This is a genomic window from Pseudomonas alloputida, assembly GCF_021283545.2.
Taxonomy (GTDB): Bacteria; Pseudomonadota; Gammaproteobacteria; order Pseudomonadales; family Pseudomonadaceae; genus Aquipseudomonas; species Aquipseudomonas alloputida.
This window is the reverse complement of the sequence record NZ_CP128540.1, coordinates 4605947-4631110: the sequence shown is the minus strand read 5'-3', so window position 1 is coordinate 4631110 and position 25164 is coordinate 4605947. Positions and strand designations below refer to the sequence as shown.

Here is a 25164-nt window from a genome sequence, read left to right as displayed (position 1 = left end):
ACACGTTCGCAGGCGTGGCCATGCCTCCGACGACGGCCTGGAGCTGCTTGCCCGACTGCTGTTCCCTGAGCTCAATGCCTTTGTCAAGAAAGTGGACAGTACGCCGCTGGACCGCGTCATGTTCGGCAATATCGACCCGTTGCGCACGCAACTGACGGTGAAACCGACCATGGGCACCGTGGTGACGGCCGGCAAGACGCAGCAGTTTCGGCTGTACGACGGCAAGGATCAGCTGATCACTGCCAGCGCCTGGTCGGTGATCAACCCGCAAAGCCATGATGACGCAGGGCATGGTTCGATCGATGGAAATGGCCTTTTCACGGCCCCTTCACCGGAAGTGATCGGACAGGAAGTGCAGACATTCATCATCAAAGCTGAATATAAGCAGGGTGAGGAGACTTACCATGCCGCCGCCCGCGCGCTGGTGATTTCCGAGCCAGTGCTGGCGATGCCTGCCTTCGGCGCCTATCGCCCGCAAGAGAGTGCGAACGGGATCGACCTGTGGAATGCAGGCAAAGGCAACGTCAGCTTTGAAATGCTCGGGCAGCCGCTGGGCCAGATAGCCAGCCTGGGCAATGGGCGCTCGCGCTTTGTGCCTGATCAGCAAGCCGGCCGGCGGATTCTGGGCGTGCAACGATTGCAGGCCGGTTCAACGGCAAAGGGCTACAACGCGCTTGTCCTGGTGAACAGCCAGCCACTGGTTTCGGTTGACCCACCTTTCGTACCCAGGGTCGGCCACGGTGAGACCACCCAGCTGAGCGAGGTGAACCGCATCATGCCCAACGAAGCGCGGCGTTGGCGGATGCTGGCAGGGCCGGGCAGCGTCTCGCCATCGGGCCATTTCCGGGCTTCTGAGCTTGCTGTTTCGCAACCCAACGTAGTGACCTGTGAAGTGGTGCGCAACGGTGTCGTGTTCGCGGCGGGCTACAGCGTGGTGAAAGAGACTGCGGTCAAAGCCATCAGCGGCTGGGTGGATCTGCAGCGCTTTGCCCTCACGGTCGGCAAGAGCCCTGACGGTGTGATCGGCACTGTGGGTTCCAATGGTTACCAGCAACTGGAACTCGAGGTCACCGTCGAAACCATGCAGGCGGATGGCCAGGACTACAAACTGTGTCTGGACGAGATAGCCTCCATCGCGCTGTTCGACAGGTCGGGGATGAAGATTCCTTTTCTGTGCGGGGATGGGATTGACTCGGGCTCTGGCAATGTCTGGCGCACAAACCTGAAGCCGAACGATTTCATCCGCGCCAATGAAAGTCTAATGGCGACTGAAGGGCAGGGGCCGCAGCCCGCAGCGCCACGAGGTGCGGAGGACCGAACCATCCGCCTGCAGATGTTCTTGCACCGCCGCGGAGCCTCTACGTCGGAAGTTTTTTACGCCGGTTTCCAGGCAAGGACCGGGCGATGGTTCTACTCGAACGACACCCGTCATCAGAATGCCGAGATCGAGGTCAAGGTACACACGCCGGACGCCTACAAATCCACAGACTACACATTTACCCGCACACGGGCGGCGGGTGGCGGTGGTAATTCGGGCTCGACAGATCCGGAGCACGAAGATTTCGACCTGCACCCGGAGACCGACGATTACTGGATGTTGAGCTACAACCACGGGACCTTCTATACCGCCGAATTCGTCAAGGCCAAGGAAAGTGATAACGACAGGGATGTGAATACCTCGATGGTGCGCTGGGAAAGTTCTTTTCCTGGAGAGTACTATCGCAGTTACACAGGGTATGTTTTTCAGGGCTACAACGAGCCGCTGCCGAAGTTTGTTTCCTTTGATCCCGATTCGAAGCCTTTGATCGATGGCGTCGAACGTGAAGTCAGCTCGGTGTACCAGCCCGGTCTTTTGGCAATTGTCAATTACCGTCGGCGGGATCTGCCTTTTAATCGTACAAGCGATCATAGGGCTCTCTTTGAGAAGCTGAGTAAACCGTTACGCGTTCAGTTGCGCGATGCTCACGCTAATTTGCATATTATCCAGATCGATTATCTGCCCGCTGACACCATCGGTGATCGTAATATTCTGGCCCACACGGTCCCCTCGCGACCGACGGGCAGACAAACTTCGATTACCCGGCTTAGTAATTACCAAGAAGGAGAGCACGTATGAAACGCCATTGCATGGCAGCCCTTGTGATCGGTATGTTTTCCGGCTTCCACAGTGTGGGCCAGGCAGCGACTGAGCCAGTTCGTCCAGGTACGATTCAGCTCGCCGAGAATATGGAAGCAGGGCTACCCAGTGGCAAGCAATGTACGGTCGTGGGGGTGGCGGGTATGCCTGCACCCTACAACATGTCAAACACCAACTGTAAGAATGATACGATTAGCTACTTCAAATTCAATAATGTACCCTCAACGACAACGGTGACGTTTAAGTCCGATGGCTGCAACGATAGTAACTATGACTGGAGGTTTGTCGTTAAAACAACAAAACAACCGACTACCACGGGTTGGATGAGTATCGAAGAGCTCAATGCGCATCGTGAAGGCGACCCGGTGACAGCGGGATTGGAGCTTATTAAGCATGTCTATAATCATGGCAATATCAAAGGCAAGCTATCTTGTGTGGTCATTCGTGTGCCGGCGGGCGAAGTAGGGTCTAGTGCGCGTAAATAGTCTCGATTCTTTGATGGAGCCAAGTGATGAGCACATCCACTTCAGTGCATTCCAATGCCTTTAATTTTTCTTCCTATATAGAAAGCGGCGTTGATCCTCGCACCGGGCAATACACCGTGTCGATCAGGCTGCCCGAACTGCAAGGCAATGATTTGCAAGGCCCAGGTTTCGAGCTGGCCTTGTTCTACAGCCCGTTGAATGGCGAGGACTCTGGATTCGGCAAGGGCTGGAACCTGCAACTGACACAAGTACGCAAGCACATCGTGACGCTGAGCAGTGGTGAAACGTACAAGATTACCGGTAAGTCTTCGGTTACCGGGCGGCTGGAAATGAAAGAACAGAAGCTGCGGCAGTTCGATCTGTATGAGGATCCCCCTGGGCCCGGTGGGGCCGCACGTTTTCGCGTGGAGCACCGCTCAGGGTTGGTCGAGGTGCTGGAAGTGATGGGCTCGGGAGAGGGCGAGGTCGCCTTGCCCGTGGAGCTGCATTCACCGCTGGGGCACAGGTTGCACCTGAGTTACCTGCCCTTCGGCCAGGGTCACATGCGTTTGAGCGAGGTCCAGGATGAAAGTGACGTGCTGCTGAGGCTGCAACGCAGCGACAATAGCCGTGTCGAACTGCTTTGCTACCCTTCCGGTGGTGATGATGGTGGCCCGCTGGCCCGGTATGCGATGACGTTGAGTGAAAGCGACAACCGGGTCAGTGAGATCATCCTGCCCACGGCCAACCAGGCCCGTTGGCGCTTCACTTATGAGGACGTGTTGGGGTACTTGTGCGTACGTGAATGCACAACACCCTATGGTGGGGTGGAGCGCGTGTTCTACCAGGACGCCGGGCATAAGTTCCCAAGCAGCGCAGCACGTGACAAAAATCTGCCCAGGGTTACCCGCCATGAAATCGATCCACGCTTTGGTCAGGCGGCGAAAGTGGTGCGGTATGAATACCCCGGCACGCACAACTTCATCGGCGGTGGCAGCAGCATCTCGTGGTCTGACGATGGCCTGGACAATCTCTATAAGGTGCCGGAGGACTATACCTACAAGTCGATTCAGATACAGGAAGTGCGGAGGCAGTCGGTGCGTACGATCACGCGTACATTCAACCGCTTCCATTTGCTTACCGAGCAGGCCACCGCTCAGGGTGACAAGCTGTTGCAAGCCTTCACCCGTTACGCTGACAACGCTGGCAACTTCGAGAGCCAGGAGCCTTATTTCCAGCTGCCCCATGACGAAACCCAGCGTTGGTCGCTGATCAGCAACCCCTCCCGGCAGCGAGAAGAAAAGCGAGTCACCCGCTATGACAGCCACGGCAACGTGTTGACTCGCCTGTTGCCGAATCAGGTACTGGAAACCAATGTCTGGTACTCGGCCGAGGAGGAGGGTGATGAGCACGGTTTCGTGCGCAACCTGAAGACCCGGACCGTGCAACCCGCAGCGACAGGACACGGGGCGGCCGCCACCTTGACCCAGGCGTTCCAGTACCGGGCGCTGACCCCGTTGGGTAGCTACCTGAAGCAGCCCTGGCGCTTGCTGGAAAGCGAGACCCTGAGCGAATCAGGTAGCGCGCCTGGTACGTTCCTGGAAAAAATCAGCAAGCTTTACCAGGAGGAATCGGCCGAGCGCTTCAGCTATGGGCGAGTCAGGCAGCAAACTGTCAGTTACCCCGGTGTCGATGGAGGCAGCCCGTTCGACACCCTGACCCATTATGGCTACTCCCTGCCGGACGATGAGCGTGCACTGCAGACGGTGGAAAAGCTGGTGGGTGTTGACGGTGAGTCCAAGACCATCACCTTGCGACATGCCCTGGACACGGGCGAGCCGCTGCTCAACCTGGACGACAACGGTGTCGAAATCCGCTACTACTACGACGCCTTGCGTCGGGTAACACGCGAGGTCGTGGCGCCAGGCAAGCCTTTCGAAGCGGAACGCAATTACAAGTACTTCCTCTGCGCATACGACAACGAGCAGGCCCAGCAATGGGCCTATGACGTGAAGCAAGTCGAGACGCACACACTGCTCGACGGGCTCAGCCGACCCATCTTCGAAGAACGCGCAGACAAGGACAGCGCGACGTATGCTGGTGCTTTGCGGCCTATCTATCGCGCACGTTACGACGAACTGGACCAGCTGGTCGAGGAAACCGAAATCGACTGGCTGGGTGATGGTTTGCTGGAATTGACGAGCCACATCAGTTACGACGACTGGGGCCAGAGGTACGCTGTCCTGAATCCGGATGGCACGACTCAAGTCGAGGAAATCGACCAGGTGGCGAGCACGGACGGTCCGGTGCATCGCGCCTGGCGTGAGGTGGAGCACTCACGGGTCAGCGGCATCACCGAGACGTGGTACAACCTGTTCGAGAAGCCGGTGCGGATCGAGCGATTTGCCCTGGATGGAAGCACCAGTATCAGCTTGCAGGTCAATGACTACGATGGGCTTGGCCGGCTGAGTAGGGAAGCTCAAGGAAGCGGTGCAGGCCAGCGTGTGGTTGAGTATCGTTACGATGCTTTCGACCGTGTCCGTGAGGAACGGCTGGCCGATCGAGTCAATACGGTCTATCGCACCTATGCCGGGCACAGTCGCAATGACCTGCCGGTCAGCATCAAGGTGGGGAACACCGAAAGTGCCGCCGTGTTGTTGGGCGAACAGGTGTTCGATGGCCTTGAGCGGCGAACCGTAGCCATTACCGGAGGGCGAGAGCAGACATTCGAATATGACCCAGGTGAGCGGCAACCGCATTGGGTGAAGGCGCCGGATGGTACCCGGATCGAGTACCAGTACCGGCCAGCGTTGGGTGAAGAGCCCGTCCTTCGGGTCCTCTCCGGCAAGGAAGCGAAATACGAGTATGACCTGAAAAATGCCAGGCTTACCCATTGCGAAGAGCCTGGGGATGACGAGAATTCCGGTTACACATTGGACCGTAGCCATTTCCTGAGCAACGGCGAGGTCAAGCGCGAGTCGCGAACGGTGGATGGTGAAGCGTTCAGCATGACTTACGACTACAGTTTTCGCAGTCGCTTGCGTGCCTATGTGGATGTGCTGGGGCAGACACAGCTCTACGATTTCGACGATGTCGGGCGCCTGGAAAAAACCACGCTGCACGCGCCTGAGCCCAAAAGGACTCGCTACCGGCTGCAGCGTGCGCCTGCCAGGCAACTGCTGCTGCTGGAGTCGACGTTCGGGTATGACCGCCAAGGACGCATGGCGTCCATTACCACCACCGATGCCAGCACCGGGCATGCTTTGGCAACTCTGCTCGAGTACGATGAATTCGACAGGGAGATCCTGCGGACCTTCGATTTTGGTGACACCGTGCAAACGTTGGCACAGGACTATGATGAGTTCGATTGTTTGAAGTCCCGCATTCTGAAAGAGCGCCCGAAGGGCAGCGACGAAAGCCAGGCCACGCTGTTGCGGCATGAGACTTACCAGTACGATCGGCGCGGGCGGCTGCAGATATACACCTGTGATGGCCCTGAAGCGCCCGTGGACCCCTCCGGTCAAACCATTGCCAGGCAGATATTCGGCTTCGATGGCCTGGACAACATCCTCTCGGTGATCACCTACAGACCGGACGGGTCGTGGCAGCGGACCTTGTACGAATTCAAGAATAGCGATCCGGCACAAATGAGCCGGATCATTCCGCCTGATGCGCTACTGGAGACCTATGACGTCGATCACGACCTGGAGGAGTTGTTCAAGATCGTCAAATACGATCCGCAGTTGGCTATCGATTTGCATTACGACGGCAATGGCAACCTGATCAGTGATGAGCAGGGGCGGGTACTGACGTATGACGGGCTCAACCGTTTGCTCAGGGTCGAGACCCCTGACGGTGAACGCTGTCGCTACAACTATGACCCAGAGAACATTCTGTCCGGCACGGCCCCTGGCTAAGGGCACCGGGGGGGCGACGAGGCCGGTATAGGGACCGGCCTCGTCGCATTCAGCGGTAGCGAATGGTGAAGTTCAAGGCACCCTTGGCCAAGCCCGTGCGCAGGCTGCTGTTGGGTTCTGTCTGGAAGAAGCGGGCCTGAAAATTCAAAGGCACGTTATCGCTCGTCAGGGGTACCAGGTCGATCTCTTTGTTCAGGGGCATCGATACCCCGTTGTACAGCATCTGAATACCTATGCCACGGGCTGCGGAGTCGTCGGTCAGGCTGAACACATTTTCATCTGCAGGGCCAATCGGTCGAGAACCATTGATGCCATCGAGTTCGATGGTAGCGAGCGTTTCGTTACCCGGGTCAGGGTCCACCTGGCAGTTGCTCAAGCGGACCTGGAATGCTGCAGGAGGCGTGGTGAAGCCTGGGCCGGTGAAGTCGTTGACGCTCCATTCGCCGAGGTCCACCGGGTTGGCACTGACGTCTGCTGAAGCATCGCACTGGGTCTGGATGACCATTGCCCTGAGGGTGTATTCCAGAACTTTGCCAAAGCCTCCCCAGTCCAGATGGCCGGTCACCAGTACGCCATCCAGCTGATGCTCGCCGGGCGGCAGATCGCCGGTCTTGACCAGCGTGATCCTGTGCCTGAACGTGGCTAGCGTGGCCGGGCCCAAAAGGGTCTGCTCGTAATAGGCCGTGAACGGCACTCTGGGTGGCCTGCTGTCGGGAATGAACTGGTCGGTGCCACCGAGGAAGGGGTGCAGCAACTCTACGATCGCTCCGATGCCTGGAATGTTGGTCCTGAGGACGGGTGCGTCGAGGAAGCGCCCATCAACCGCAGGCAGGGGAGGATGTACCCCGCGGGCGGCCTGGAAGTTGAAATTTATCCGCTCGCCGTAGGTCCGGCACAGGAGGGCAAGGTTGTTCTGGTCGAGAGTGGCTTCGAACAGCTCTGGGGTGCCGATCGTTGTGCCGATCCGCGCATCGCGTGGCACATAAAGGGTGTTCAGGTCGCGGACATGGACCTTGAGGTTTGCGCTGGTCAGCTGTTCGAACTCGCAGCGGGTCTGGTCTACCGGCATGGCCATGGCGTTTGCAGCCGGCCATGCCAGAGTGGCGAGCAGCGCCTGGAAAAGGGTCTTGTTGATGTTTTTCATGGGGGTCCTGAAAGACGCGGTACGGCCGTGGGTAAGGCTGCACCGCGTGAAGGTTGCTAGATACAGGTCAGGGTTTGCTGGCGATAGCCGTCGACGACGGGAGCGTCCAGTTCATCGAGATGCACCTGGCAGCCGGCGTTGGGCTGTTCGCCCCAACTCACCTGCAGCGGTTGCTCCTGGCTGGGGTTGGTGAGCATTACCAGGCCCGCCTGCCCGACCATGCCCAGTTGGGTACCGTTCTCGGCCAGCACCTGGGCCCCAAAGGGCAGCGGTTGACCCTGGGTATCGTGCAGGGTCAGTACAAGGCGTGAAACGCGGCGTGCCTCGAAGCGGTGCTTGACCACTGCACCCTGGCGAGGCACTACCTGGGCGATGCCGTTGTCGATTTCCACATCAGGATCGAGACGGTCGGTTTCCAGGACCACCGAATTGGTCCGGTACGGTTGCAGGTAGGGCAAAAGTGCATAACCGCGTGAATTGGTGCGCGTACCCGTTGCGTTTTGCAGGCCCACATTGGCCACGCCAGGGACTTCGATCAAGGCCGCGGTATCTCCCAGGTATCGGCCGAACTCCAGCCCGTCAGCATGCAGCAGCACCGCACCACTGGCATTCAATGACAGGCTGCGGTAGTTGTCGGCTTCGGTATAGCCAGCACTCACGCTGGCATAGGGGGCCTGATGGCCGAGCGACAGTGCCGCTGTCTTGCGGGCGTGTTCGTCACGGCTCAGGCTGGTGCTGTAGCTCAGCGCGCGCGCGCTGTCGCTGCCGCTGAGCGTGGCACGCTGGCTGTAGCCGTTGGCGTTGTGCTGCAGGTCGAAGGTCGCATTGGCGCGGTGACCGAAATGCAAGGGTACCGTCACGCTCAGGCCAAACTGACGATCATTGCCGTAACGGTCGGTCAACGATTGTGAGGCGAACAGGTTGTAGCCTACACCCCGATGCTGGGTATTGAAGTTGAACTGGTATTGCCGTTGGGTGGCATTGCTGCGCCAGTAGTCCTGTTGCGACAGCGTCAGGGTCAGCGAGCTGGTCCTGCCCAGGCTCTGGTGGACCGAGGCCTCCAGGCGGCTGCGGCGACTGCCGCTGAACGTAGTGTCCTGGCTGCGCTGGCGCACCACTTCATCGAAGTCACGGTAGCCTTGGGTCGAATAGCGATATCCGGCAAAGCGCAGGTTGGTTTGAGTGGTGAAGGCCTTGGCATACTTCAGGGCGTAACTGGAACCCTGCACCTCGCGCTCATGGGCATTGTCGATTGCGCTGGACGCCTGCGTTACATCGAAGGCCACTGCGCCCAAGTGGCCCAGGTCCTTGCTAAACCCCAGGTTGCCCGCGCGGTAGAATTCGCTGGCCATCAAGCCGCCGTAAACCGTGGTGTCCCAGTAGGAGCCTACGGCCAGCGTGCCTTGCCAGAGCAGCGGGGTCTCGAGGTCGCTGGAGGGGTTGTAGCGCCCGACCGTGGCACTGTAACGCCATACGCCTGGGCGCAGCAGATTGCTCATGGTCGAGTACGGCTGGATGAAGCGGCGGACCTGGCCATCGGCCTCGGTCACGACGACTTCCAGCTCGCCGCTGCCTGCGGTACTCAGGTCGTCGATGGCGTAGGGGCCGGCGCTGACGTACGTCGAGTAGATCGGATAACCATGCTGCCAGATCTCGACTTTCGCCCGGCTCTGGGCCACGCCGCGAATGATCGGGGCATAACCGCGCTGGTTGTCGGCCAGCATGCCCATGTCCGAGGCCACGCGCACGCCTGATATCGGCACCGAACGGAACACCTCCCTGTCCGTGAAGGTTTCGCCAATCGTCAGATTGGCGAGGGTACCCGGTATATCGCGCTGTGCGTAGGTCTGTGCCCGGGTCCATTCAGTCTTGCCCTGGCTGCCCTGGCGCCAGGACTGGGTACTGCGCAGGCGCCATTCGCCCAGGTTGATACCACTGTTCAGGTACAGGTCGTTGCTGGTGTAACGGCCAGAGGAGCGGTTGCGGCCGTTCAGGGTGGAGGCCTGATAGTTGATGAAAGCGGCATTGATACCACTGTCCCAGCGGGAAGGGTCGACCTGGTTAGCGGTGTTCCGGCGCATGGAGATCTGCGGAATCGAGATGGCCAGGTGCAGCTCCGTAGGGGTGAAGACGATTTGTGCACCAGGAACGACAGTCAGCAAGTCCAGGCAGGCACTCGCCTGATCCTCTGGATTGGCCAGTGCGTCCAGGCGCATTCCCCATTCGCCAAGCAGCCTGGCTGGCAGGCATGGCTGCAGCTCACCGTCCGGGCCTGGCTGGAAATCCAGCTCATGCTGGCCGGCAGGTTCAAGATTGACCTGTACCTCTACCCGGTAGCGGCCAGGCGCGAGCCCCTGATCGCTGGTCAACATGCTCAGCGACCAGGCACTCGCTGCTTGCGGTTGGCCAGGCACTTGGCGCAGGAAGCCGCTCTGGAACCCGGAGTCTGCCTGGGAGTAGGGCGCTGAGAGCAAGGTGGAGCTACCCAGCAGGCACAGCAATGCGCTGCGCTGGCGGCGCATAGTGCGCCAGCGTAGTGGGGGGAGGACCATGATGACGATTCCTGTTTGCGTGCGAGGCAGGCCCTAGTTGGCCAGTTGAATAGGCGCGCTCAGCGGTTCGGTGAAGCCACCGTAGTCATTGACGATGGAAAAACGGGCCTGCAGGCTGGAGGCGCGAGTGATGCCGGTCAGCGGGTAGGTTTTTTCGCCAAAGGGTTCCAGCATGGCGGTGTTTTTCAAGGTGTGTTGCTGGCCTTGGCCCTTCACCTCCAGGCGGTTGAAGGTGATGTGGAAAGGCGATGGGTTCTTGACCACCAACTGCTCCACCCCGTTACGTACGCTCAAGGAAAACGTCAGCGAGTTCAGGTGATCGGTCGGCGTACCCTTGAGTGTGGGCGGCCGATAGAACAGTTTGATGCGTGTGCGCAAGGCGATGTTGAGTTGATTGCCAGTGTCGCTGCTGACTTGCGGAATCTCCTGCACGTTGAAGAAGAACAGCGACTCGCGGTCGTGTGGCAGTGTATTGGGCAGTCCAATTATTTTTAGAAGTTGTTCACTGTTCGGGTTGATCTTGAACAGCGGTGGGGACGTTGCAAAGGGTACGCTGGTCGTATTGTCGTCGGCGTCCGTATTTATCCACGCCTGCACGGCATAGATGCTTTTCGATGGGTTTCGAACAACGACGGATGTACTGCGTTTGTCGCCGTTGAAAACGAGGCGCGTGTTGTTTAATGTCAAGGCGGCATGACTGTTTACCGAGAGGGTAAGCATCAATAAGGTCAGGCAGACGCAAACAACGACGCGGGCGGGTATCGTGAATGTTGACGGATTGGTCATCGGGTAACTCGCTGCATCCAGACGCACAACTACGCCTGGATGGTTTAACCGTGCAAGGACTGCACAGAATTTATGCGTAATTATTGATAGTCGACGGTGTAACGAACCTGGGCGGATGCAAGGCCGTGCGTCACGGTGCTGGCAGTGGAACGGTAGTAGGCGTCGAACCGGAGGTCGGTTGGGCCTGTCGCGTTGAGTGGGTAATCAACCGAGGTTCCACCGGGTTTGATCGATGCCTTGGACTTGTCCCTGATCACAATCGAGATGTTTTCTGCCGTGCCGGCACTGTTACCAATGCTGAAATAGTCGCCGCTGGCATCAGCGGCACCGTCAAACTTCACGAAGGCATTGTCTTCGCTGATGCTGCAGACTGTTTTGTCGGGTACGCGGATGTTAAAAGATGCGCCACGGACTTCAACGTTGGCAGCGGGGAATCGCCCCATGGGAATTTCGCCCATGGCGACGCGGTCACTGACATTGCCGTCACCGGGATTGACGATCTCGATAGGACACGTTTCGGGCGTGATGCGGCCTTCAAAGAATATCGAGCCGGAAGCGAATGCAGCATTGCTTGCCAGGCCAGTAAGCAGGCCGAGGGATAGAACTAAGGACTTCTTCATGACATAACCTGATTGGGTAAATGGGTCAAGTTTCAGTGCGGGGGTGGGCTGGGTCTTTCCCGTTTCCCGTTTTCGCCCCGGCGCTGATTCTATTTGTCATGAGATTTATCGGGCTGTAGGAATAAGCCGGACAACTTTGCGATCTTTCGCTTTGTTACAAGATCTTGAGGTGTAGGCTTCCACAGGTGCCCTGGCGTTACCAGGGCACCTGAAATCAGGTTAATGGGTACTGCTTGGGCCACTCTGGCTCAGCAGTTGCTTTTCCAGGTTCCAGTCGAATGGCTCTGCGTTCAACTCGGCCTCGTGGCGACGCTCTTCAAGCTGCTGATAAAGCGCCAGCTCCTCGTCTGGCATGAAGTGCAGGCAATCGCCAGCGAAGAACCACAGCAAGTCACGCGGCACCAGATGAGCGATCTGCGGGTAACGCTGGATCACCTGACACATCAGGTCCTGGCCCAGGTACTGGCTCTCAAGCGGATCCTGCGGCAATAGCGTCAGCAGTTCGTCGAAGCGTTCGAGGAACAGGGCGTGGCTTTCTTCTGGCACCTGCTCTGCTTCACCCAGCGCCACCAGAATGGTGCGCAGGTGCTGGAGCAGTTGCAGGTGATATTCCAGGTAGGGGTTGGCCATGGAATGGGTCCTCGGTATGGCTGAAACGGGGGGCGGAGTATACGCCGCCCCCCGTTTCTCGCGAAGGGTCAGCGCACCTTGCCCGGTACGGCGAGCAACTGCGCCTTGTCGAAGGCATCGACATCGATCACCTTGCGCCGAGCCTGTTCGGCCTCGTGCAGCCGCTGGCCATCGTCGGGTTGCAGCACGCCTGCCTTGACGGCGGCGTCGATACCGGACTGGCCGGGGGCTGGCTGGACTTTGCCTTCCTTGACGGCTTGGTACAGGGCCTTGCTCAACTGTGCCGTGTCTTCGAGCAGGTCACTGGCCCGTTGCAGATCCGCGACCGGGTCGTGTTCTGCCTGTGGGCGGTAGCAGCCGGCCAGCAGTTCCTCCAGTGCCGGATCGCCCTTGCGCCGGCCGATCAGCTCGGCCACCTCGGCATCCAGTTCATCACCGGGGCCCTTATGGCGGCGGCCGAAGGGGAACACCAGTACCCGCAGCGCGCAGCCGACGAAGCGGTTGGGGAAATTGTCGAGCAGGCGGTCCAGCGCACGCTCCGTCTGGCCCAGGCTTTCTTCCATGGCCCAGCGCAGCAGCGGCTGCAGGTATTCGGGCGAGCCCTGGTCGTGATAGCGCTTCAGGGCAGCGCTGGCGAGGTACAGATAGCTCAGCACATCGCCAAGCCGGGCGCTGAGGCGCTCGCGGCGCTTGAGCGCCCCACCCAGCAGCATCATCGAAAGGTCGGCCATCATGGCAAACGCCGCCGCCTGGCGGTTCAGGGCGCGGAAGTAGCCTTGGCTCAGGGCATCGCCCGGCACCCGCTCAAAGCGACCCAGCCCCAGGCCGTAGACCAAGGTACTGGCCGCATTGCCGGCGGCGAACAGGATGTGTTTCATCAGCAGGTCATCGAATTCCTTGAGTGCCTGATCGTGGTCTTCACGCCCGGCCAATGCCATTTCCTTGAGCACGAACGGATGGCAGCGAATGGCGCCCTGGCCGAAGATCATCAGGTTGCGTGAAAGGATGTTGGCACCTTCGACCGTGATGAAGATCGGCGCACCTTGCCAGTTGCGGCCCAGGTAGTTGTTCGGGCCCATGATGATGCCCTTGCCACCGTGCACGTCCATGGCGTGCTGGATGCATTCGCGGCCACGCTCGGTCAGGTGGTACTTGAGGATCGCCGACAGCACCGAGGGCTTTTCGCCCAGGTCCACGGCCTTGGCGGTCAGCAGGCGGGCACTGTCCATCAGCCAGGCGTTGCCGCCAATGCGTGCCAGCGATTCCTGGATGCCTTCGAAGGCCGCCAATGGCACGTTGAACTGCTCGCGGATATTGGCGTACTGGCCGGTCACCAGGCTGGTGTACTTGGCGGCACCGGTGCCGACCGCCGGCAGTGAGATGGAGCGGCCCACCGACAGGCAGTTCATCAACATCATCCAGCCCTTGCCGAGCATGGCCTGGCCACCGATCAGGAAGTCCAGCGGTACGAACACGTCTTTGCCGCTGTTGGGGCCGTTCATGAAGGCGGCGCCCAGCGGCAGGTGGCGTTTGCCGATCTCGACGCCGGGCGTGTCGGTGGGGATCAGGGCCAGGCTGATGCCGAGCTCCTCCTGTTCGCCCAACAGATGGTCGGGGTCGTAGGCTTTGAAGGCCAGGCCCAGCAGGGTGGCGACCGGGCCGAGGGTGATGTAGCGCTTTTCCCAGTTCAGGCGCAGGCCGATCACTTCTTCGCCTTGCCACTGGCCTTTGCAGATGATGCCGGTGTCGGGCATGGCGCCAGCGTCCGAACCGGCCAGCGGCCCGGTGAGGGCGAAACAGGGGATTTCCTCGCCACGGGCCAGGCGCGGCAGGTAGCGGTTGCGTTGTTCGTCGGTGCCGTAGTGCAGCAGCAGTTCGGCAGGGCCCAGGGAGTTGGGCACCATCACCGTGGAGGCCAGGTCGCCGCTCCGGGTGGCCAGCTTCATCGCCACCTGGGAGTGGGCGTAGGCGGAGAAGCCCTTGCCGCCGTATTCCTTGGGGATGATCAGGGCGAAAAAGCCATGTTGCTTGATATGTGCCCAGGCTTCGGGCGGCAGGTCCAGATCCTGGCCAATCTGCCAGTCGCTGACCATGGCGCACAGTGCTTCGGTCGGGCCATCGATGAAGGCCTGTTCTTCTTCGGTCAGTTTCGGTGCCGGGTAGGCCAGCAAGGTGCGCCAGTCGGGGCGGCCACTGAACAGTTCGCCGTCCCACCACACGGTACCGGCGTCGATGGCTTCGCGCTCGGTCTGCGACATGGGTGGCAGGGTGCGCTGGAACCAGCGGAATACCGGGGCGGTAAAGAGTTTGCGTCGCCACTGCGGGAGCGCAACCAGGGCGATCTTCAGGGCCAGCACCACCCAGATCAGCGCCAGCAGCCAGCCGGGGGCACTGCTGAAAATGCCCATCAACAGCACATAGGCCGCCACGATGCCGAGAATCTGCAAGGGCGCCAGGCGCCGGTGCGTGAGGTACGCCGCGCCGATCACCAGCACCACCAACCACAACAGCAACATAATCGGTCCTCCTTGGAACCAAGGGCTTGAGCCATTCCAGACAGCTTAGACGCAATGCTGTGAACGGCATGTTCAGAACAGTGACAGGGCGTGGCGGTGGGAGTTTCAGCTCATTTGTTCGCCTGTACCGGCCTATTCGCGGGTAAACCCCTCCTACAACGGAACGTGGCGATGCCACCGATTGATGAATGCGGTGGCGGCCGCGACGGTGAATGACCGGGGGGTTGGCTGGCAGGCTCGGCCTATGTGTGGGTAAAACCCACGCAGGAATACCGGTGACGTGAAGACGGTGGTGAGCCTGTGGGAGCGGGCTTGCCCGCGAAGAGGCCCGTACAGGCGGCGAAGGTCTGGAGTAGACTGTGCCACCTCCGCACTCAAAAGGATGTTGCCATGCTGAAGATCTGGGGCCGCAAGAATTCGAGCAATGTGCGCAAGGCGCTGTGGATCGCCCACGAGCTGGGCCTGGACTTCGAATCCATCGACGCCGGCGGCGCCTTCGGCGTAGTCAACGAGCCGCACTACCGCGCCCGCAACCCCAACGGCCTGGTGCCGATGCTCGAAGACGGCGACCTGACCTTGTGGGAATCCAACACCATCGTCCGCTACCTGTGCGCGGAGTACGGCACGGAGCAGGGCTGGTATCTGGCAGACCCACGCCAGCGCGCCCTGGCCGACAAATGGATGGACTGGACCACATCGTCCTTCGCTACCCCATTCCGGCCCCTGTTCTGGGGCCTGCTGCGCACGCCGGAAGACCAGCGCGACTGGGTGGCGATCAACGCCGCGCACAAGCAGTGCGCGCAATTACTGGCCATTGCCGACGAAACCCTGGCCAGTCAGCCGTACCTGTCCGGTGACCAGATCGGCATGGGCGACATCCCACTGGGTAGCTTCATCTATGCCTGGTTCGAACTGCCCATCGAGCGCCCGGACATGTACCACCTTCAAGCCTGGTATGAACGCCTTAAGCAACGCCCGGCCTACCAGGCCGCCGTGATGACCGCGCTCACTTGAACCTGCTTCGATAGTCATTATCAATAGATGTGACTGTACTTGTGCAGCCTGGCCTTGCACCATGGCTGCACTCACTGCGCCAGTGACTTTACCTGGCGTGTCCTGCACCTTTTTCTTCGGTAAGTGACCCGCTATGAGTTCCGCCCTGTCCATCCGACAGCTGACCAAGACCTACGGCAATGGCTTTCAGGCCCTCAAAGGCATCGACCTCGATGTTGCCGAAGGCGACTTCTTCGCCTTGCTCGGCCCCAACGGCGCCGGTAAATCCACCACCATCGGCATTCTCTCGACCCTGGTGAACAAGACCAGCGGCACAGTGAACGTGTTCGGTCACGACCTGGACCGCGAGCCCTCCGCGCTCAAGCGTTGCCTGGGCGTGGTGCCGCAAGAGTTCAACTTCAACCAGTTCGAAAAGACCTTCGACATCGTCGTGACCCAGGCCGGGTACTACGGCATCCCGCCCAAGCTGGCCAAGGAGCGCGCCGAGCAGTACCTGACTCAGCTGGGCCTGTGGGACAAACGTGATGTGCAGTCGCGTTCGTTGTCCGGCGGCATGAAGCGGCGCCTGATGATTGCCCGCGCATTGATCCACGAACCGCGCCTGCTGATCCTGGACGAACCCACCGCCGGGGTGGATATCGAGCTGCGCCGCTCGATGTGGAGCTTCCTCACTGAGCTGAACCAGAAGGGCATCACCATCATCCTCACCACCCACTATCTGGAAGAGGCTGAGCAGCTGTGCCGTAACATCGGCATCATCGACCATGGCACCATCGTCGAGAACACCAGCATGCGCCAGTTGCTGGGCAAGCTGCATGTCGAAACCTTCGTGCTCGACCTCAAGCAGGACCTGGCCGCGGCGCCGGTACTGCAGGGCTACCCGTGCCGGCTGCTGACCCCGCATACCCTGGAAGTGCAGGTGGAGAAGGACATCGGCATCACCGCGCTGTTCGGCCAGTTGGCGCTGCAGAACATCGAAGTGCAGAGCCTGCGCAACAAGACCAACCGACTCGAGGAGCTGTTCGTGTCCCTGGTGGAAAAAAACCTGTCGAAGGTGGCCGTATGAGTGTGGAACTGCGCACCAACTGGGTCGCCCTGAACACCATCGTCTACCGCGAAGTGCGGCGCTTCCTGCGCATCTGGCCGCAGACGTTGCTGCCGCCAGCGATCACCATGGTCCTGTACTTCGTCATCTTCGGTAACCTGATTGGCCGGCAGATCGGCGACATGGGTGGCTTCACCTACATGCAGTACATCGTGCCGGGGCTGATCATGATGTCGGTGATCACCAACTCCTACGGCAACGTGGTGTCGAGCTTTTTCGGCAGCAAGTTCCAGCGCTCGATCGAAGAGCTGATGGTGTCGCCGGTGTCGCCGCACACCATTCTCGTCGGCTATGTGCTGGGTGGGGTGCTGCGTGGTTTGGCGGTGGGTGTGATCGTGACCATCCTGTCGATGTTCTTCACCGACCTGCAGGTGCACCACCTGGGCGTGACCGTGGCGGTGGTGCTGCTGACGGCCACCATCTTTTCGCTGCTTGGCTTCGTCAACGCAGTGTTCGCGCGCAACTTCGACGATATCTCGATCATCCCGACCTTCGTGCTGACGCCGCTGACCTACCTGGGCGGGGTGTTCTACTCGATCAACCTGCTGCCGCCGTTCTGGCAGACCGTGTCGTTGGCCAACCCGGTGCTGCACATGGTCAACTCGTTCCGCTACGGCATTCTAGGGGTGTCGGATATCAGCATTGGCACGGCGATCACCTTCATGCTGGTGGCCACTGCGGTGCTCTACGTTGTTTGCGTTCGCTTGCTGGTCAGCGGCCGCGGCATGCGGGCCTGAAGCCTTGCACCGGCATTGGCGACGACGCCACTGCCGGCCCACCCACCAGCGCCAGTAGAACATGGTGGAGAAGTAGGCAAGGATGCCCAGCACCACGCCGCACACCACCGAGCCGAGCAGGAAGGGTTGCCACAGCGTCGACAGCTGGTCGGTGATCCACTGGAAGGTCAGCTCGTCGGGCAGGGTGCGCGGCGGTACCTGCATCAGCCAGGCACCGGTCATGTAGGTGACGAAGAACACCGGCGGCATGGTCAGCGGGTTGGTCAGCCACACCAGGCTGACGGCGACCGGCAGGTTGCCGCGCACCGGGATCGCCAGGGCCGCCGCCAGCAGCATCTGCATCGGGATGGGAATAAGCGCCGCGAACAGGCCCACACCCATGGCTCTGGCCACCGAATGGCGGTTCAGGTGCCAGAGGTTGGGATCGTGCAGCAACTTGCCGAAAAAGCGTAAGGATTTGTGTTCCCGAATGCTGGTCGGGTCCGGCATGTAGCGTTTGAAAAGTCGGCGCGGCATGTAGGCTCCCGGAGCGTTGACCCTGGCAGTATGCCCTTAATCCTGCTCCGACTCGTTTAGAGTTTGTGACAATTGTTGAGCAAGCGTTGCCGGCAATTGGGCTATGCCTCAGGAGGTGATTCGCCTTCTGGAGCTCTACCTCATGCGCACAGGGATGTTTGCGCTCGCGCTCGGGCTGTTGTGCCTGGGCTTTCTGCCCGCATTGCCATCGGTCGGATGGTTGATAACCCTGGCAGCCTGCGCTGTCGGCAGCCTGTTTACCCGGGTCTGGCCGCTGGGTTGGTTTCTGCTGGGCTTGTGTTGGGCGTGCGGGTCTGCTCAGCAGGCCCTTGATGATCGTCTGGCTACCGGCCTGGAGGGGCGCACCTTGTGGCTGGAGGGGCGGGTGGCGGGTTTGCCGGCCCGCACTGCACACGGTGTGCGTTTCGAGCTGGAAGCGCCACGCTCGCGGCGGGCCGAACTGCCTCAGCGCCTGCAGCTGAGCTGGTTCGACGGCGCGCCGCTGCGGGCGGGCGAGCAGTGGCGGCTGGCCGTGACCTTGCAGCGCCCGAACGGGCTGCTGAACCCGCATGGGCCCGACCGTGAAGCGCAGTTGCTGGCGCGACGGGTGGGGGCTACGGGTACGGTCAAGGCGGGGCAGTTGCTGGCGCCAGTCGCCGGTGGTTGGCGCGATGCGCTGCGTCAGCGCTTGCTGATGGTCGAAGCCAATGGCCGGCAGGCAGCGCTGGTGGCACTGGTGCTTGGCGACGGTGCGGGCCTGGCCCGTGAGGACTGGCAGACGTTGCAGGCCACCGGCACGGTGCACCTGTTGGTGATTTCCGGCCAGCACATCGGCCTGGTCGCCGGTTTGCTCTATGGCCTGGTCGCCGGGCTGGCGCGTTGGGGGCTATGGCCGGCAAGGCTACCGTGGTTACCCTGGGCCTGCGGCCTGGCCATGGCCGCAGCGCTGGCCTACGGGTGGCTGGCTGGCGGTGGGGTGCCAGTGCAGCGGGCCTGCCTGATGCTGGCCGTGGTGTTGCTCTGGCGTCTGCGCTTTCGCCACCTTGGCGCTTTTTTTCCGTTGCTGGTTGCACTGGTCGCTGTACTTGTCTTCGAGCCACTAGCGGCGTTGCTGCCTGGGTTCTGGCTGTCGTTCGCCGCCGTGGCCACGCTCATCTACTGCTTCAGTGCCCGGTTGGGTGGTTGGCGGCCCTGGCAGGCCTGGACACGAGCGCAATGGGTGATCGCCGTCGGCTTGCTACCGGTGTTGCTGGCCACCGGCTTGCCGGTGAGCCTCAGTGCGCCGCTGGCCAACCTTGTGGCGGTGCCGTGGGTCAGCCTGGCGGTCTTGCCGTTGGCGTTGCTGGGCACGCTGATGTTGCCGCTGGCGGGTGTTGGCGAGGCGTTGCTCTGGCTGGCAGGTGGCCTGCTGGATGTGCTGTTCCGTGGGCTGGCGCTGGTGGCGCAGCAGCGCCCGGCATGGGTCCCGCCGGCCCTGCCGTTGTGGGCCTGGCTGCTGGTATGTCTGGGTGTGCTGTTGGTTTTGCTGCCCCGTGGTGTGCCGCTGCGCGGGTTGGGAGGGGTAATGCTGCTGGCGCTGTGGGTGCCCCGGGAGCCGGTGCCGTTCGGCCAGGTCGAGGTCTGGCAGCTGGATGTTGGCCAGGGGCTGGCGGTGCTCTTGCGTACGCGGCATCACAGCCTGCTCTACGATGCCGGGCCGGCCAGGGGGGAAAGCGACTTGGGGGAGCGAGTGGTGCTGCCAACCTTGCGCAAGCTGGGGGTGGGCGGCCTTGACGTGATGGTGATCAGCCATGCACATGCCGATCATGCGGGCGGGGCCGTGGCCATTGCGCGTGGTTTGCCGATCAAGCGGATAATCGGTGGGGAAGCGCTGGTTGATGTTCCGTTGCAGCCTTGTGCCAGTGGCGAGCAATGGGATTGGGATGGCGTGCGCTTTTCGCTGTGGCGCTGGGTGGACGGGCAGAGCAGTAATGACCGTTCCTGTGTCTTGTTGGTCGAAGCGCAGGGCGAGCGCTTGCTGCTGGCGGGGGATATGGAAGCTGCTGCCGAAAGGGCCTGGCTGGCGGACACTGAAGTGCCGCGTATCGACTGGCTGCAGGCGCCGCATCATGGCAGCCGCAGTTCGTCCACCGAGGCGTTCGTCCGGGCTACCGCACCGCGCGGGGTATTGATTTCGCGGGGGCGCAACAACAGCTTCGGGCACCCGCACGTGCAGGTGGTCGAGCGGTATGGGCGGCATGGGGTGGTGATGCATGATACGGCGGAGGAGGGGGCATTGCGGTTGGTGCTGGGGCGGCATGGGGTAGTCGAGGGGGTTAGGGGGCAGCGGCGGTTCTGGCGGGTTCGAGGGGAGTGAGGCAGAGGCAGGCATCTGCCAGCCCAGACCCCAATTCCCTGACCTTCGGCAGATGAGCCCTCGGCGCGCCTATGGTAGAGTGGCGGCCTTTTTCCGAAGGGGCGTTTATTGTGTGGGAATTGGTCAAGTCCGGTGGTTGGATGATGCTGCCGATCATTCTGAGCTCCATCGCTGCCATGGCTATCGTCGTCGAACGCCTGTGGACCTTGCGCGCCAGTCGCGTCACCCCGCCGCACCTGCTGGGCCAGGTATGGATGTGGATCAAGGACAAGCAACTGACCAGTGACAAGCTCAAGGCCCTGCGTGCCGATTCGCCACTGGGTGAAATCCTCGCGGCGGGCCTGGCCAATTCGCGTCACGGTCGGGAGATCATGAAAGAGTGCATCGAGGAGGCCGCCTCGCGCGTCATCCATGAACTGGAGCGCTACATCAGCACCCTCGGCACCATCGCCGCCATGGCGCCTCTGCTGGGTCTGCTGGGCACCGTGCTAGGCATGATCGACATTTTCAGCGCCTTCATGGGCTCGCAGATGACCGCCAACGCCGCCGTGCTGGCCAGTGGTATCTCCAAGGCCCTGGTCACCACTGCGGCTGGCCTGATGGTCGGTATTCCGGCAGTGTTCTTCCACCGTTTCCTGCTGCGCCGCATCGATGAACTGGTGATCGGCATGGAGCAGGAGGCGATCAAGCTGGTGGAAGTGATCCAGGGTGACCGTGAAGTGGAAGTGGCCGGAGGCAAGGCGTGAAGTTCCGGCGCAATCGCCAGCGGGAGAACGTCGACATCAACCTGGCGTCGCTGATCGACGTGGTGTTCGTCCTGCTGCTGTTCTTCGTGGTTACCACCACCTTCACCCGCGAAACGCAACTTCGCGTCGAGCTGCCCGAAGCCACCAGCGCCGAGCCGGCGCCGGCCGACCCGGGCAAGCTGGTGGAAATCACCATCAGCGCCGAAGGCGTGTATTCGGTGAACAACCACCTGCTGCCCAAAAGCGACCTGGCCACCCTGAGCGAGGCCATAGAGCGCGAGTCGGGCGGCGACAACAAGTTGCCGCTGGCCATCAGCGCCGACGGCAAGACCCCGCATCAGGCTGTGGTCACCGCAATGGATGCTGCCGGCAAGCTCGGTTTCAGCCAGTTGCGCATGACCACCGTCGAGGCGGCCCAGGGCACGCCTTGATGGCTTTCGCCGATCGCTTGCTCGCTGCCTGGTATGCCGGGCATCCGGCGCTGGCGCTGCTGCGTCCGCTGGAGGCCTTGTATCGCCGCGTGGTCACGCGCAAGCGGGCACGTTTTCTAAGGGGTGACAGTGCCAGCTACCGGGCACCGGTACCGGTCATTGTGGTGGGCAACATCACCGTCGGTGGCACCGGCAAGACGCCGATGATCCTCTGGCTGATCGAACACTGTCGCCGGCAGGGGCTGAAGGTGGGTGTGGTCAGCCGCGGTTATGGTGCCAAGCCTCCACAGCTGCCTTGGCGGGTGCAGGCCGATCAGGCGGCCGATCAGGCGGGCGACGAGCCGCTGCTGATCGTGCAACGCACCGGCGTGCCACTGATGATCGACCCCGATCGCTCCCGTGCCGTGCAGGCATTGCTGGCAAGCGAACTCCTAGACCTGATCCTGTGCGACGACGGTATGCAGCATTACCGCCTGGCCCGTGACCTGGAACTGGTGCTGATCGACGCTGCCCGCGGCCTGGGCAATGGCCGCTGCCTGCCGGCGGGGCCGTTGCGTGAGCCGGCCGACCGCTTGCGTGAGGCTGACGCGGTGCTGTTCAACGGCGCCAGCGAAGACCGCACCGATGGTTTCGGTTTCTGCCTGCAGCCGTCGGCCCTGGTCAACGTGCGCACTGGCGAGCGCCGTGCGCTCGACCATTTCCCCGCCGGCCAGCGCCTGCATGCGGTGGCCGGTATCGGCAACCCGCAACGTTTCTTCAACACCCTGCTGGGGCTAAACTGGCAGCCGGTGCCGCATCCCTTCGCCGACCATGCGCAGTTCAGTGCCCGGAGCCTGGCCTTCAGCCCGCCACTGCCGCTGGTCATGACCGAGAAGGACGCGGTGAAATGCCGGGCCTTTGCCGCTGACGACTGGTGGTACCTGGCCGTCGAAGCGCAGCCTACGCCGGCTTTCAGCGCCTGGTTCGACAACCAGCTGCAACGCTTGTTGCGCAAACCCTGAGCCCGTTTTCTATTTCCGGCCACCTGGCCTAAAGGAAGCCTCCAATGGACACCAAACTGCTTGATATCCTGGCCTGCCCGATCACCAAGGGCCCGCTCAAGCTGAGCGCCGACAAGACCGAGCTGATCAGCAAAGGCGCTGGCCTGGCCTACCCGATTCGCGACGGTATCCCGGTCATGCTGGAAAGCGAGGCACGCACCCTGACCGACGACGAGCGTCTTGACAAATGAGCCTGGAATTTACGGTAGTAATCCCCGCCCGGCTGCGCTCCACCCGCCTGCCAGGCAAACCGCTGCTGCTGATTGCCGGCAAGCCGATGGTGCAACATGTGTGGGAGCAGGCCCGCAAGAGCGGTGCCAGCCGTGTGGTCATCGCCACCGACGACACCAGCATCCTCGAAGCCTGCCAGGCCTTCGGTGCTGAAGTGATGATGACCCGTGCCGATCATGAATCGGGCACTGACCGCCTGGCCGAAGTGGCCGCGTACCTAGGGTTGCCGGCTGACGCCATTGTGGTCAACGTGCAGGGCGACGAGCCGCTGATCCCGCCGGTGATCATCGACCAGGTGGCGGCCAACCTGGCTGCGCATCCGGAAGCCGGTATCGCCACCCTGGCCGAGCCGATCCATGAGCCGGAAACCGTGTTCAACCCGAACGCGGTCAAGGTGGTGAGTGACAAGAACGGCCTGGCCCTGACGTTCAGCCGAGCGCCGCTGCCCTGGGCCCGCGATACCTTTGCCAAGGCCCGCGACGTGCTGCCGGAAGGGGTGCCCTATCGCCGTCATATTGGCATGTACGCCTACCGTGTCGGCTTCCTGCACGACTTCGTCAGCTGGGGCCCATGCTGGCTCGAGCAGGCTGAAGCGCTGGAGCAGCTGCGTGCCCTGTGGCACGGCGTACGCATTCACATCGAGGACGCCATCGAGGCGCCTGCCGTGGGTGTCGACACCCCAGAGGATCTGGAGCGCGTACGGCGCTTGCTGGAGGCCTGATGCGCGTCCTGTTCGTGTGCCTGGGCAACATCTGCCGCTCGCCCACCGCCGAAGGCGTGCTGCGCCATCAATTGCACGCCGCCGGGCTCGCTGACAAGGTGCAGGTGGCTTCTGCCGGCACCGGCGATTGGCATGTCGGCAAGGCGCCAGACAGCCGCACCTGCAAGGCGGCGCTGGCGCGCGGTTACGACCTGTCGCAGCAACGCGCCCAACAGGTCAAGGCATCGCACTTCGCCGAATACGACCTGGTGTTGGCCATGGATGAGCACAACCTGCGCGATCTGCGCGCCCTGCGCCCGTCCACGGCAGTGGGCGAACTCGACCTGTTCCTGCGCCGCTACGGTGCAGCCCTGGATGAAGTGCCAGACCCGTACTACGGTGGCGCCGACGGCTTCGAGCAGGTGCTGGATCTGGTGGAAGCGGCTTGCCAGGCGCTGGTACTGGAAATCAAGGGGCGTCTATGACAGTGCAGTGGCAGGAGCAGGTATCGCTCAAGCCTTACAATACCTTCGGCATCGACGTGAAGGCGCGCTATTTCAGCCAGGTGCAGGACGACCAGCAGGTGCGTCAGGCACTGGGCCAGGCACAGCAGAGGGGCTTGCCGGTACTGGTGATCGGGGGTGGCAGCAACCTGCTGCTGACCCGCGATATCGATGCACTGGTGCTGCACATGGCCAGCCGCGGTCGGCGTGTGCTCAGTGACGATGGCGAGCGTATCGTGGTCGAAGCCGAGGCCGGTGAGCCGTGGCACGCTTTTGTGCAGTGGACGCTGGCGCAGGGCTATTGCGGGCTGGAGAACCTCAGCCTGATCCCCGGCACCGTCGGTGCTGCGCCGATGCAGAACGTGGGCGCATACGGGGTGGAGATCAAGGACGTGTTCGCCGGGCTGACAGCCCTGGACCGTGAGACGGGCGAGCTGCGTGACTTCAGTTTGGCGGAATGTGCTTTCGGCTATCGTGACAGCCTTTTCAAGCGCAACCCTGGCCGCTGGTTGATCCTGCGTGTGCGCTTTGCCCTGACCCGCACCCTGCACGCTCATCTGGATTACGGCCCGGTGCGCCAACGCCTGTCTGAGCGGGGTGTGACCGAGCTGACCGCGCAAGCGATCAGTGATGCAATCTGCAGCATTCGCCGCGAGAAGCTGCCAGATCCGGCAGAGTTGGGCAATGCCGGGAGCTTCTTCAAGAACCCGGTGGTAACGGCTGATCTGGTCGAGCGTATTCGTGCGCAGTATCCCGGTGTCGTGGCATACCCACAGGCTGATGGTCAGGTGAAACTGGCGGCGGGCTGGTTGATTGAGCAGGCGGGCTGGAAGGGTCATCGTGAGGGTGATGCTGGCGTGCATCGCTTGCAGTCGCTGGTGCTGGTCAACTATGGCCAGGCGAGCGGGGCGCAGATGCATGCGCTGGCGCGCAAGATTCAGGCGGATATCTTCGAGCGGTTTGGGGTTGAGCTGGAGATGGAGCCTAATCTTTACTGATTTGCCGGCTGTGAACCCCCG

20 protein-coding genes and 1 pseudogene are annotated in these 25164 nt (G+C 61.6%); 14 read left to right on the top strand and 7 right to left on the bottom strand.

All coding sequences use genetic code 11. The features are described from left to right. The first annotated feature begins 118 nt into the window (after positions 1-118). Genes LU682_RS21410 through LU682_RS21400 form a run of 3 tightly spaced genes read left to right on the top strand, consistent with a single transcriptional unit; the run spans position 119 to position 6518 of the window. Complete coding sequence (locus LU682_RS21410) at positions 119-2116, top strand: hypothetical protein (RefSeq protein ID WP_232857457.1); 1998 nt, start codon at positions 119-121, stop codon at positions 2114-2116. Further along, positions 2113-2622, top strand: coding sequence for a hypothetical protein (locus LU682_RS21405; RefSeq protein ID WP_049586913.1), 510 nt, complete (start codon positions 2113-2115; stop codon positions 2620-2622). Before LU682_RS21410 ends, LU682_RS21405 begins: the two co-directional genes overlap by 4 nt. 26 nt (positions 2623-2648) lie before the next feature. Then, positions 2649-6518 carry an RHS repeat domain-containing protein gene (locus LU682_RS21400; RefSeq protein ID WP_049586911.1) on the top strand — a complete coding sequence of 1290 codons (3870 nt, stop codon included), beginning with the start codon at positions 2649-2651 and terminating at the stop codon, positions 6516-6518. A gap of 49 nt (positions 6519-6567) precedes the next feature. On the opposite strand, the gene LU682_RS21395 is transcribed toward LU682_RS21400, so the two are convergent. From LU682_RS21395 to LU682_RS21370, 6 genes are all read right to left on the bottom strand, one after another. Next, the gene (locus LU682_RS21395; RefSeq protein ID WP_010952915.1) at positions 6568-7662 is read right to left on the bottom strand and encodes a fimbrial protein; all 1095 of its coding nucleotides are present in this window, start codon (positions 7660-7662) and stop codon (positions 6568-6570) included. 56 nt (positions 7663-7718) lie between these two features. Then, positions 7719-10214, bottom strand: coding sequence for a fimbria/pilus outer membrane usher protein (locus tag LU682_RS21390; protein ID WP_010952916.1), 2496 nt, complete (start codon positions 10212-10214; stop codon positions 7719-7721). Positions 10215-10247: 33 nt separating this feature from the next. After that, positions 10248-11000 carry a fimbrial biogenesis chaperone gene (locus tag LU682_RS21385; protein ID WP_049586910.1) on the bottom strand — a complete coding sequence of 251 codons (753 nt, stop codon included), beginning with the start codon at positions 10998-11000 and terminating at the stop codon, positions 10248-10250. Between the two features lie 80 nt (positions 11001-11080). Further along, on the bottom strand, positions 11081-11620 hold the full coding sequence (locus LU682_RS21380; protein ID WP_010952918.1) for a fimbrial protein: 540 nt from the start codon (positions 11618-11620) through the stop codon (positions 11081-11083). Between the two features lie 219 nt (positions 11621-11839). Next, on the bottom strand, positions 11840-12250 hold the full coding sequence (locus LU682_RS21375) for a PA2817 family protein (RefSeq protein WP_010952919.1): 411 nt from the start codon (positions 12248-12250) through the stop codon (positions 11840-11842). A gap of 68 nt (positions 12251-12318) precedes the next feature. After that, on the bottom strand, positions 12319-14766 hold the full coding sequence (locus tag LU682_RS21370) for an acyl-CoA dehydrogenase (RefSeq protein ID WP_010952920.1): 2448 nt from the start codon (positions 14764-14766) through the stop codon (positions 12319-12321). Positions 14767-15156: 390 nt separating this feature from the next. Between LU682_RS21370 and LU682_RS21365 the strand changes: the two genes are divergently transcribed. From LU682_RS21365 to LU682_RS21355, 3 genes are all read left to right on the top strand, one after another. Next, positions 15157-15780, top strand: a complete 624-nt coding sequence (locus LU682_RS21365; protein ID WP_010952921.1) for a glutathione S-transferase — start codon at positions 15157-15159, stop codon at positions 15778-15780. A 133-nt stretch (positions 15781-15913) separates the two neighbouring features. Further along, positions 15914-16846 (top strand): ABC transporter ATP-binding protein, encoded by a 933-nt coding sequence (locus LU682_RS21360; RefSeq protein ID WP_010952922.1) that lies wholly within the window; start codon positions 15914-15916, stop codon positions 16844-16846. Then, entirely contained in the window at positions 16843-17622 is a 780-nt protein-coding gene (locus LU682_RS21355; protein WP_010952923.1) for an ABC transporter permease, read from the top strand. Before LU682_RS21360 ends, LU682_RS21355 begins: the two co-directional genes overlap by 4 nt. Before the next feature lie 9 nt (positions 17623-17631). On the opposite strand, the pseudogene LU682_RS21350 reads toward LU682_RS21355, so the two are convergent. After that, positions 17632-18138, bottom strand: a pseudogene (locus LU682_RS21350) (DUF2062 domain-containing protein); the annotation flags it as partial. A 142-nt stretch (positions 18139-18280) separates the two neighbouring features. Here LU682_RS21350 and LU682_RS21345 point away from each other — a divergent pair. From LU682_RS21345 to murB, 8 genes are all read left to right on the top strand, one after another. After that, complete coding sequence (locus LU682_RS21345; protein WP_010952924.1) at positions 18281-20494, top strand: DNA internalization-related competence protein ComEC/Rec2; 2214 nt, start codon at positions 18281-18283, stop codon at positions 20492-20494. A gap of 110 nt (positions 20495-20604) precedes the next feature. After that, positions 20605-21240, top strand: coding sequence for a MotA/TolQ/ExbB proton channel family protein (locus LU682_RS21340; protein WP_026031862.1), 636 nt, complete (start codon positions 20605-20607; stop codon positions 21238-21240). After that, a complete protein-coding gene (locus LU682_RS21335; RefSeq protein WP_010952926.1) occupies positions 21237-21671 on the top strand; it encodes an ExbD/TolR family protein in 435 nt (144 codons plus the stop codon). Before LU682_RS21340 ends, LU682_RS21335 begins: the two co-directional genes overlap by 4 nt. Continuing rightward, positions 21671-22672, top strand: a complete 1002-nt coding sequence (gene lpxK, locus LU682_RS21330; protein ID WP_049586866.1) for a tetraacyldisaccharide 4'-kinase — start codon at positions 21671-21673, stop codon at positions 22670-22672. The genes LU682_RS21335 and lpxK overlap by 1 nt, the downstream gene beginning before the upstream one ends. Before the next feature lie 44 nt (positions 22673-22716). Further along, the gene (locus LU682_RS21325; protein ID WP_003247142.1) at positions 22717-22902 is read left to right on the top strand and encodes a Trm112 family protein; all 186 of its coding nucleotides are present in this window, start codon (positions 22717-22719) and stop codon (positions 22900-22902) included. Then, the gene (kdsB, locus tag LU682_RS21320) at positions 22899-23663 is read left to right on the top strand and encodes a 3-deoxy-manno-octulosonate cytidylyltransferase (RefSeq protein WP_010952928.1); all 765 of its coding nucleotides are present in this window, start codon (positions 22899-22901) and stop codon (positions 23661-23663) included. Before LU682_RS21325 ends, kdsB begins: the two co-directional genes overlap by 4 nt. Beyond that, positions 23663-24127 carry a low molecular weight protein-tyrosine-phosphatase gene (locus LU682_RS21315; protein ID WP_004575950.1) on the top strand — a complete coding sequence of 155 codons (465 nt, stop codon included), beginning with the start codon at positions 23663-23665 and terminating at the stop codon, positions 24125-24127. Before kdsB ends, LU682_RS21315 begins: the two co-directional genes overlap by 1 nt. Beyond that, positions 24124-25143: a UDP-N-acetylmuramate dehydrogenase gene (gene murB / locus LU682_RS21310; protein ID WP_049586861.1), complete on the top strand. Its 1020-nt coding sequence runs from the start codon at positions 24124-24126 to the stop codon at positions 25141-25143. The genes LU682_RS21315 and murB overlap by 4 nt, the downstream gene beginning before the upstream one ends. Positions 25144-25164 lie beyond the last annotated feature (21 nt).

Coding starts and splice junctions, on each gene's coding strand:
- kdsB (WP_010952928.1), top strand. CDS start 22,899: ATGAGCCTGGAATTTACGGTAGTAATCCCCGCCCGGCTGCGCTCCACC.
- LU682_RS21360 (WP_010952922.1), top strand. CDS start 15,914: ATGAGTTCCGCCCTGTCCATCCGACAGCTGACCAAGACCTACGGCAAT.
- LU682_RS21315 (WP_004575950.1), top strand. CDS start 23,663: ATGCGCGTCCTGTTCGTGTGCCTGGGCAACATCTGCCGCTCGCCCACC.
- LU682_RS21355 (WP_010952923.1), top strand. CDS start 16,843: ATGAGTGTGGAACTGCGCACCAACTGGGTCGCCCTGAACACCATCGTC.
- LU682_RS21370 (WP_010952920.1), bottom strand. CDS start 14,766: ATGTTGCTGTTGTGGTTGGTGGTGCTGGTGATCGGCGCGGCGTACCTC.
- LU682_RS21395 (WP_010952915.1), bottom strand. CDS start 7,662: ATGAAAAACATCAACAAGACCCTTTTCCAGGCGCTGCTCGCCACTCTG.
- LU682_RS21390 (WP_010952916.1), bottom strand. CDS start 10,214: ATGGTCCTCCCCCCACTACGCTGGCGCACTATGCGCCGCCAGCGCAGC.
- LU682_RS21400 (WP_049586911.1), top strand. CDS start 2,649: ATGAGCACATCCACTTCAGTGCATTCCAATGCCTTTAATTTTTCTTCC.
- LU682_RS21345 (WP_010952924.1), top strand. CDS start 18,281: ATGCGCACAGGGATGTTTGCGCTCGCGCTCGGGCTGTTGTGCCTGGGC.
- LU682_RS21410 (WP_232857457.1), top strand. CDS start 119: ATGTTCGGCAATATCGACCCGTTGCGCACGCAACTGACGGTGAAACCG.
- LU682_RS21365 (WP_010952921.1), top strand. CDS start 15,157: ATGCTGAAGATCTGGGGCCGCAAGAATTCGAGCAATGTGCGCAAGGCG.
- LU682_RS21385 (WP_049586910.1), bottom strand. CDS start 11,000: ATGACCAATCCGTCAACATTCACGATACCCGCCCGCGTCGTTGTTTGC.
- LU682_RS21380 (WP_010952918.1), bottom strand. CDS start 11,620: ATGAAGAAGTCCTTAGTTCTATCCCTCGGCCTGCTTACTGGCCTGGCA.
- murB (WP_049586861.1), top strand. CDS start 24,124: ATGACAGTGCAGTGGCAGGAGCAGGTATCGCTCAAGCCTTACAATACC.
- LU682_RS21405 (WP_049586913.1), top strand. CDS start 2,113: ATGAAACGCCATTGCATGGCAGCCCTTGTGATCGGTATGTTTTCCGGC.
- LU682_RS21325 (WP_003247142.1), top strand. CDS start 22,717: ATGGACACCAAACTGCTTGATATCCTGGCCTGCCCGATCACCAAGGGC.
- lpxK (WP_049586866.1), top strand. CDS start 21,671: ATGGCTTTCGCCGATCGCTTGCTCGCTGCCTGGTATGCCGGGCATCCG.
- LU682_RS21375 (WP_010952919.1), bottom strand. CDS start 12,250: ATGGCCAACCCCTACCTGGAATATCACCTGCAACTGCTCCAGCACCTG.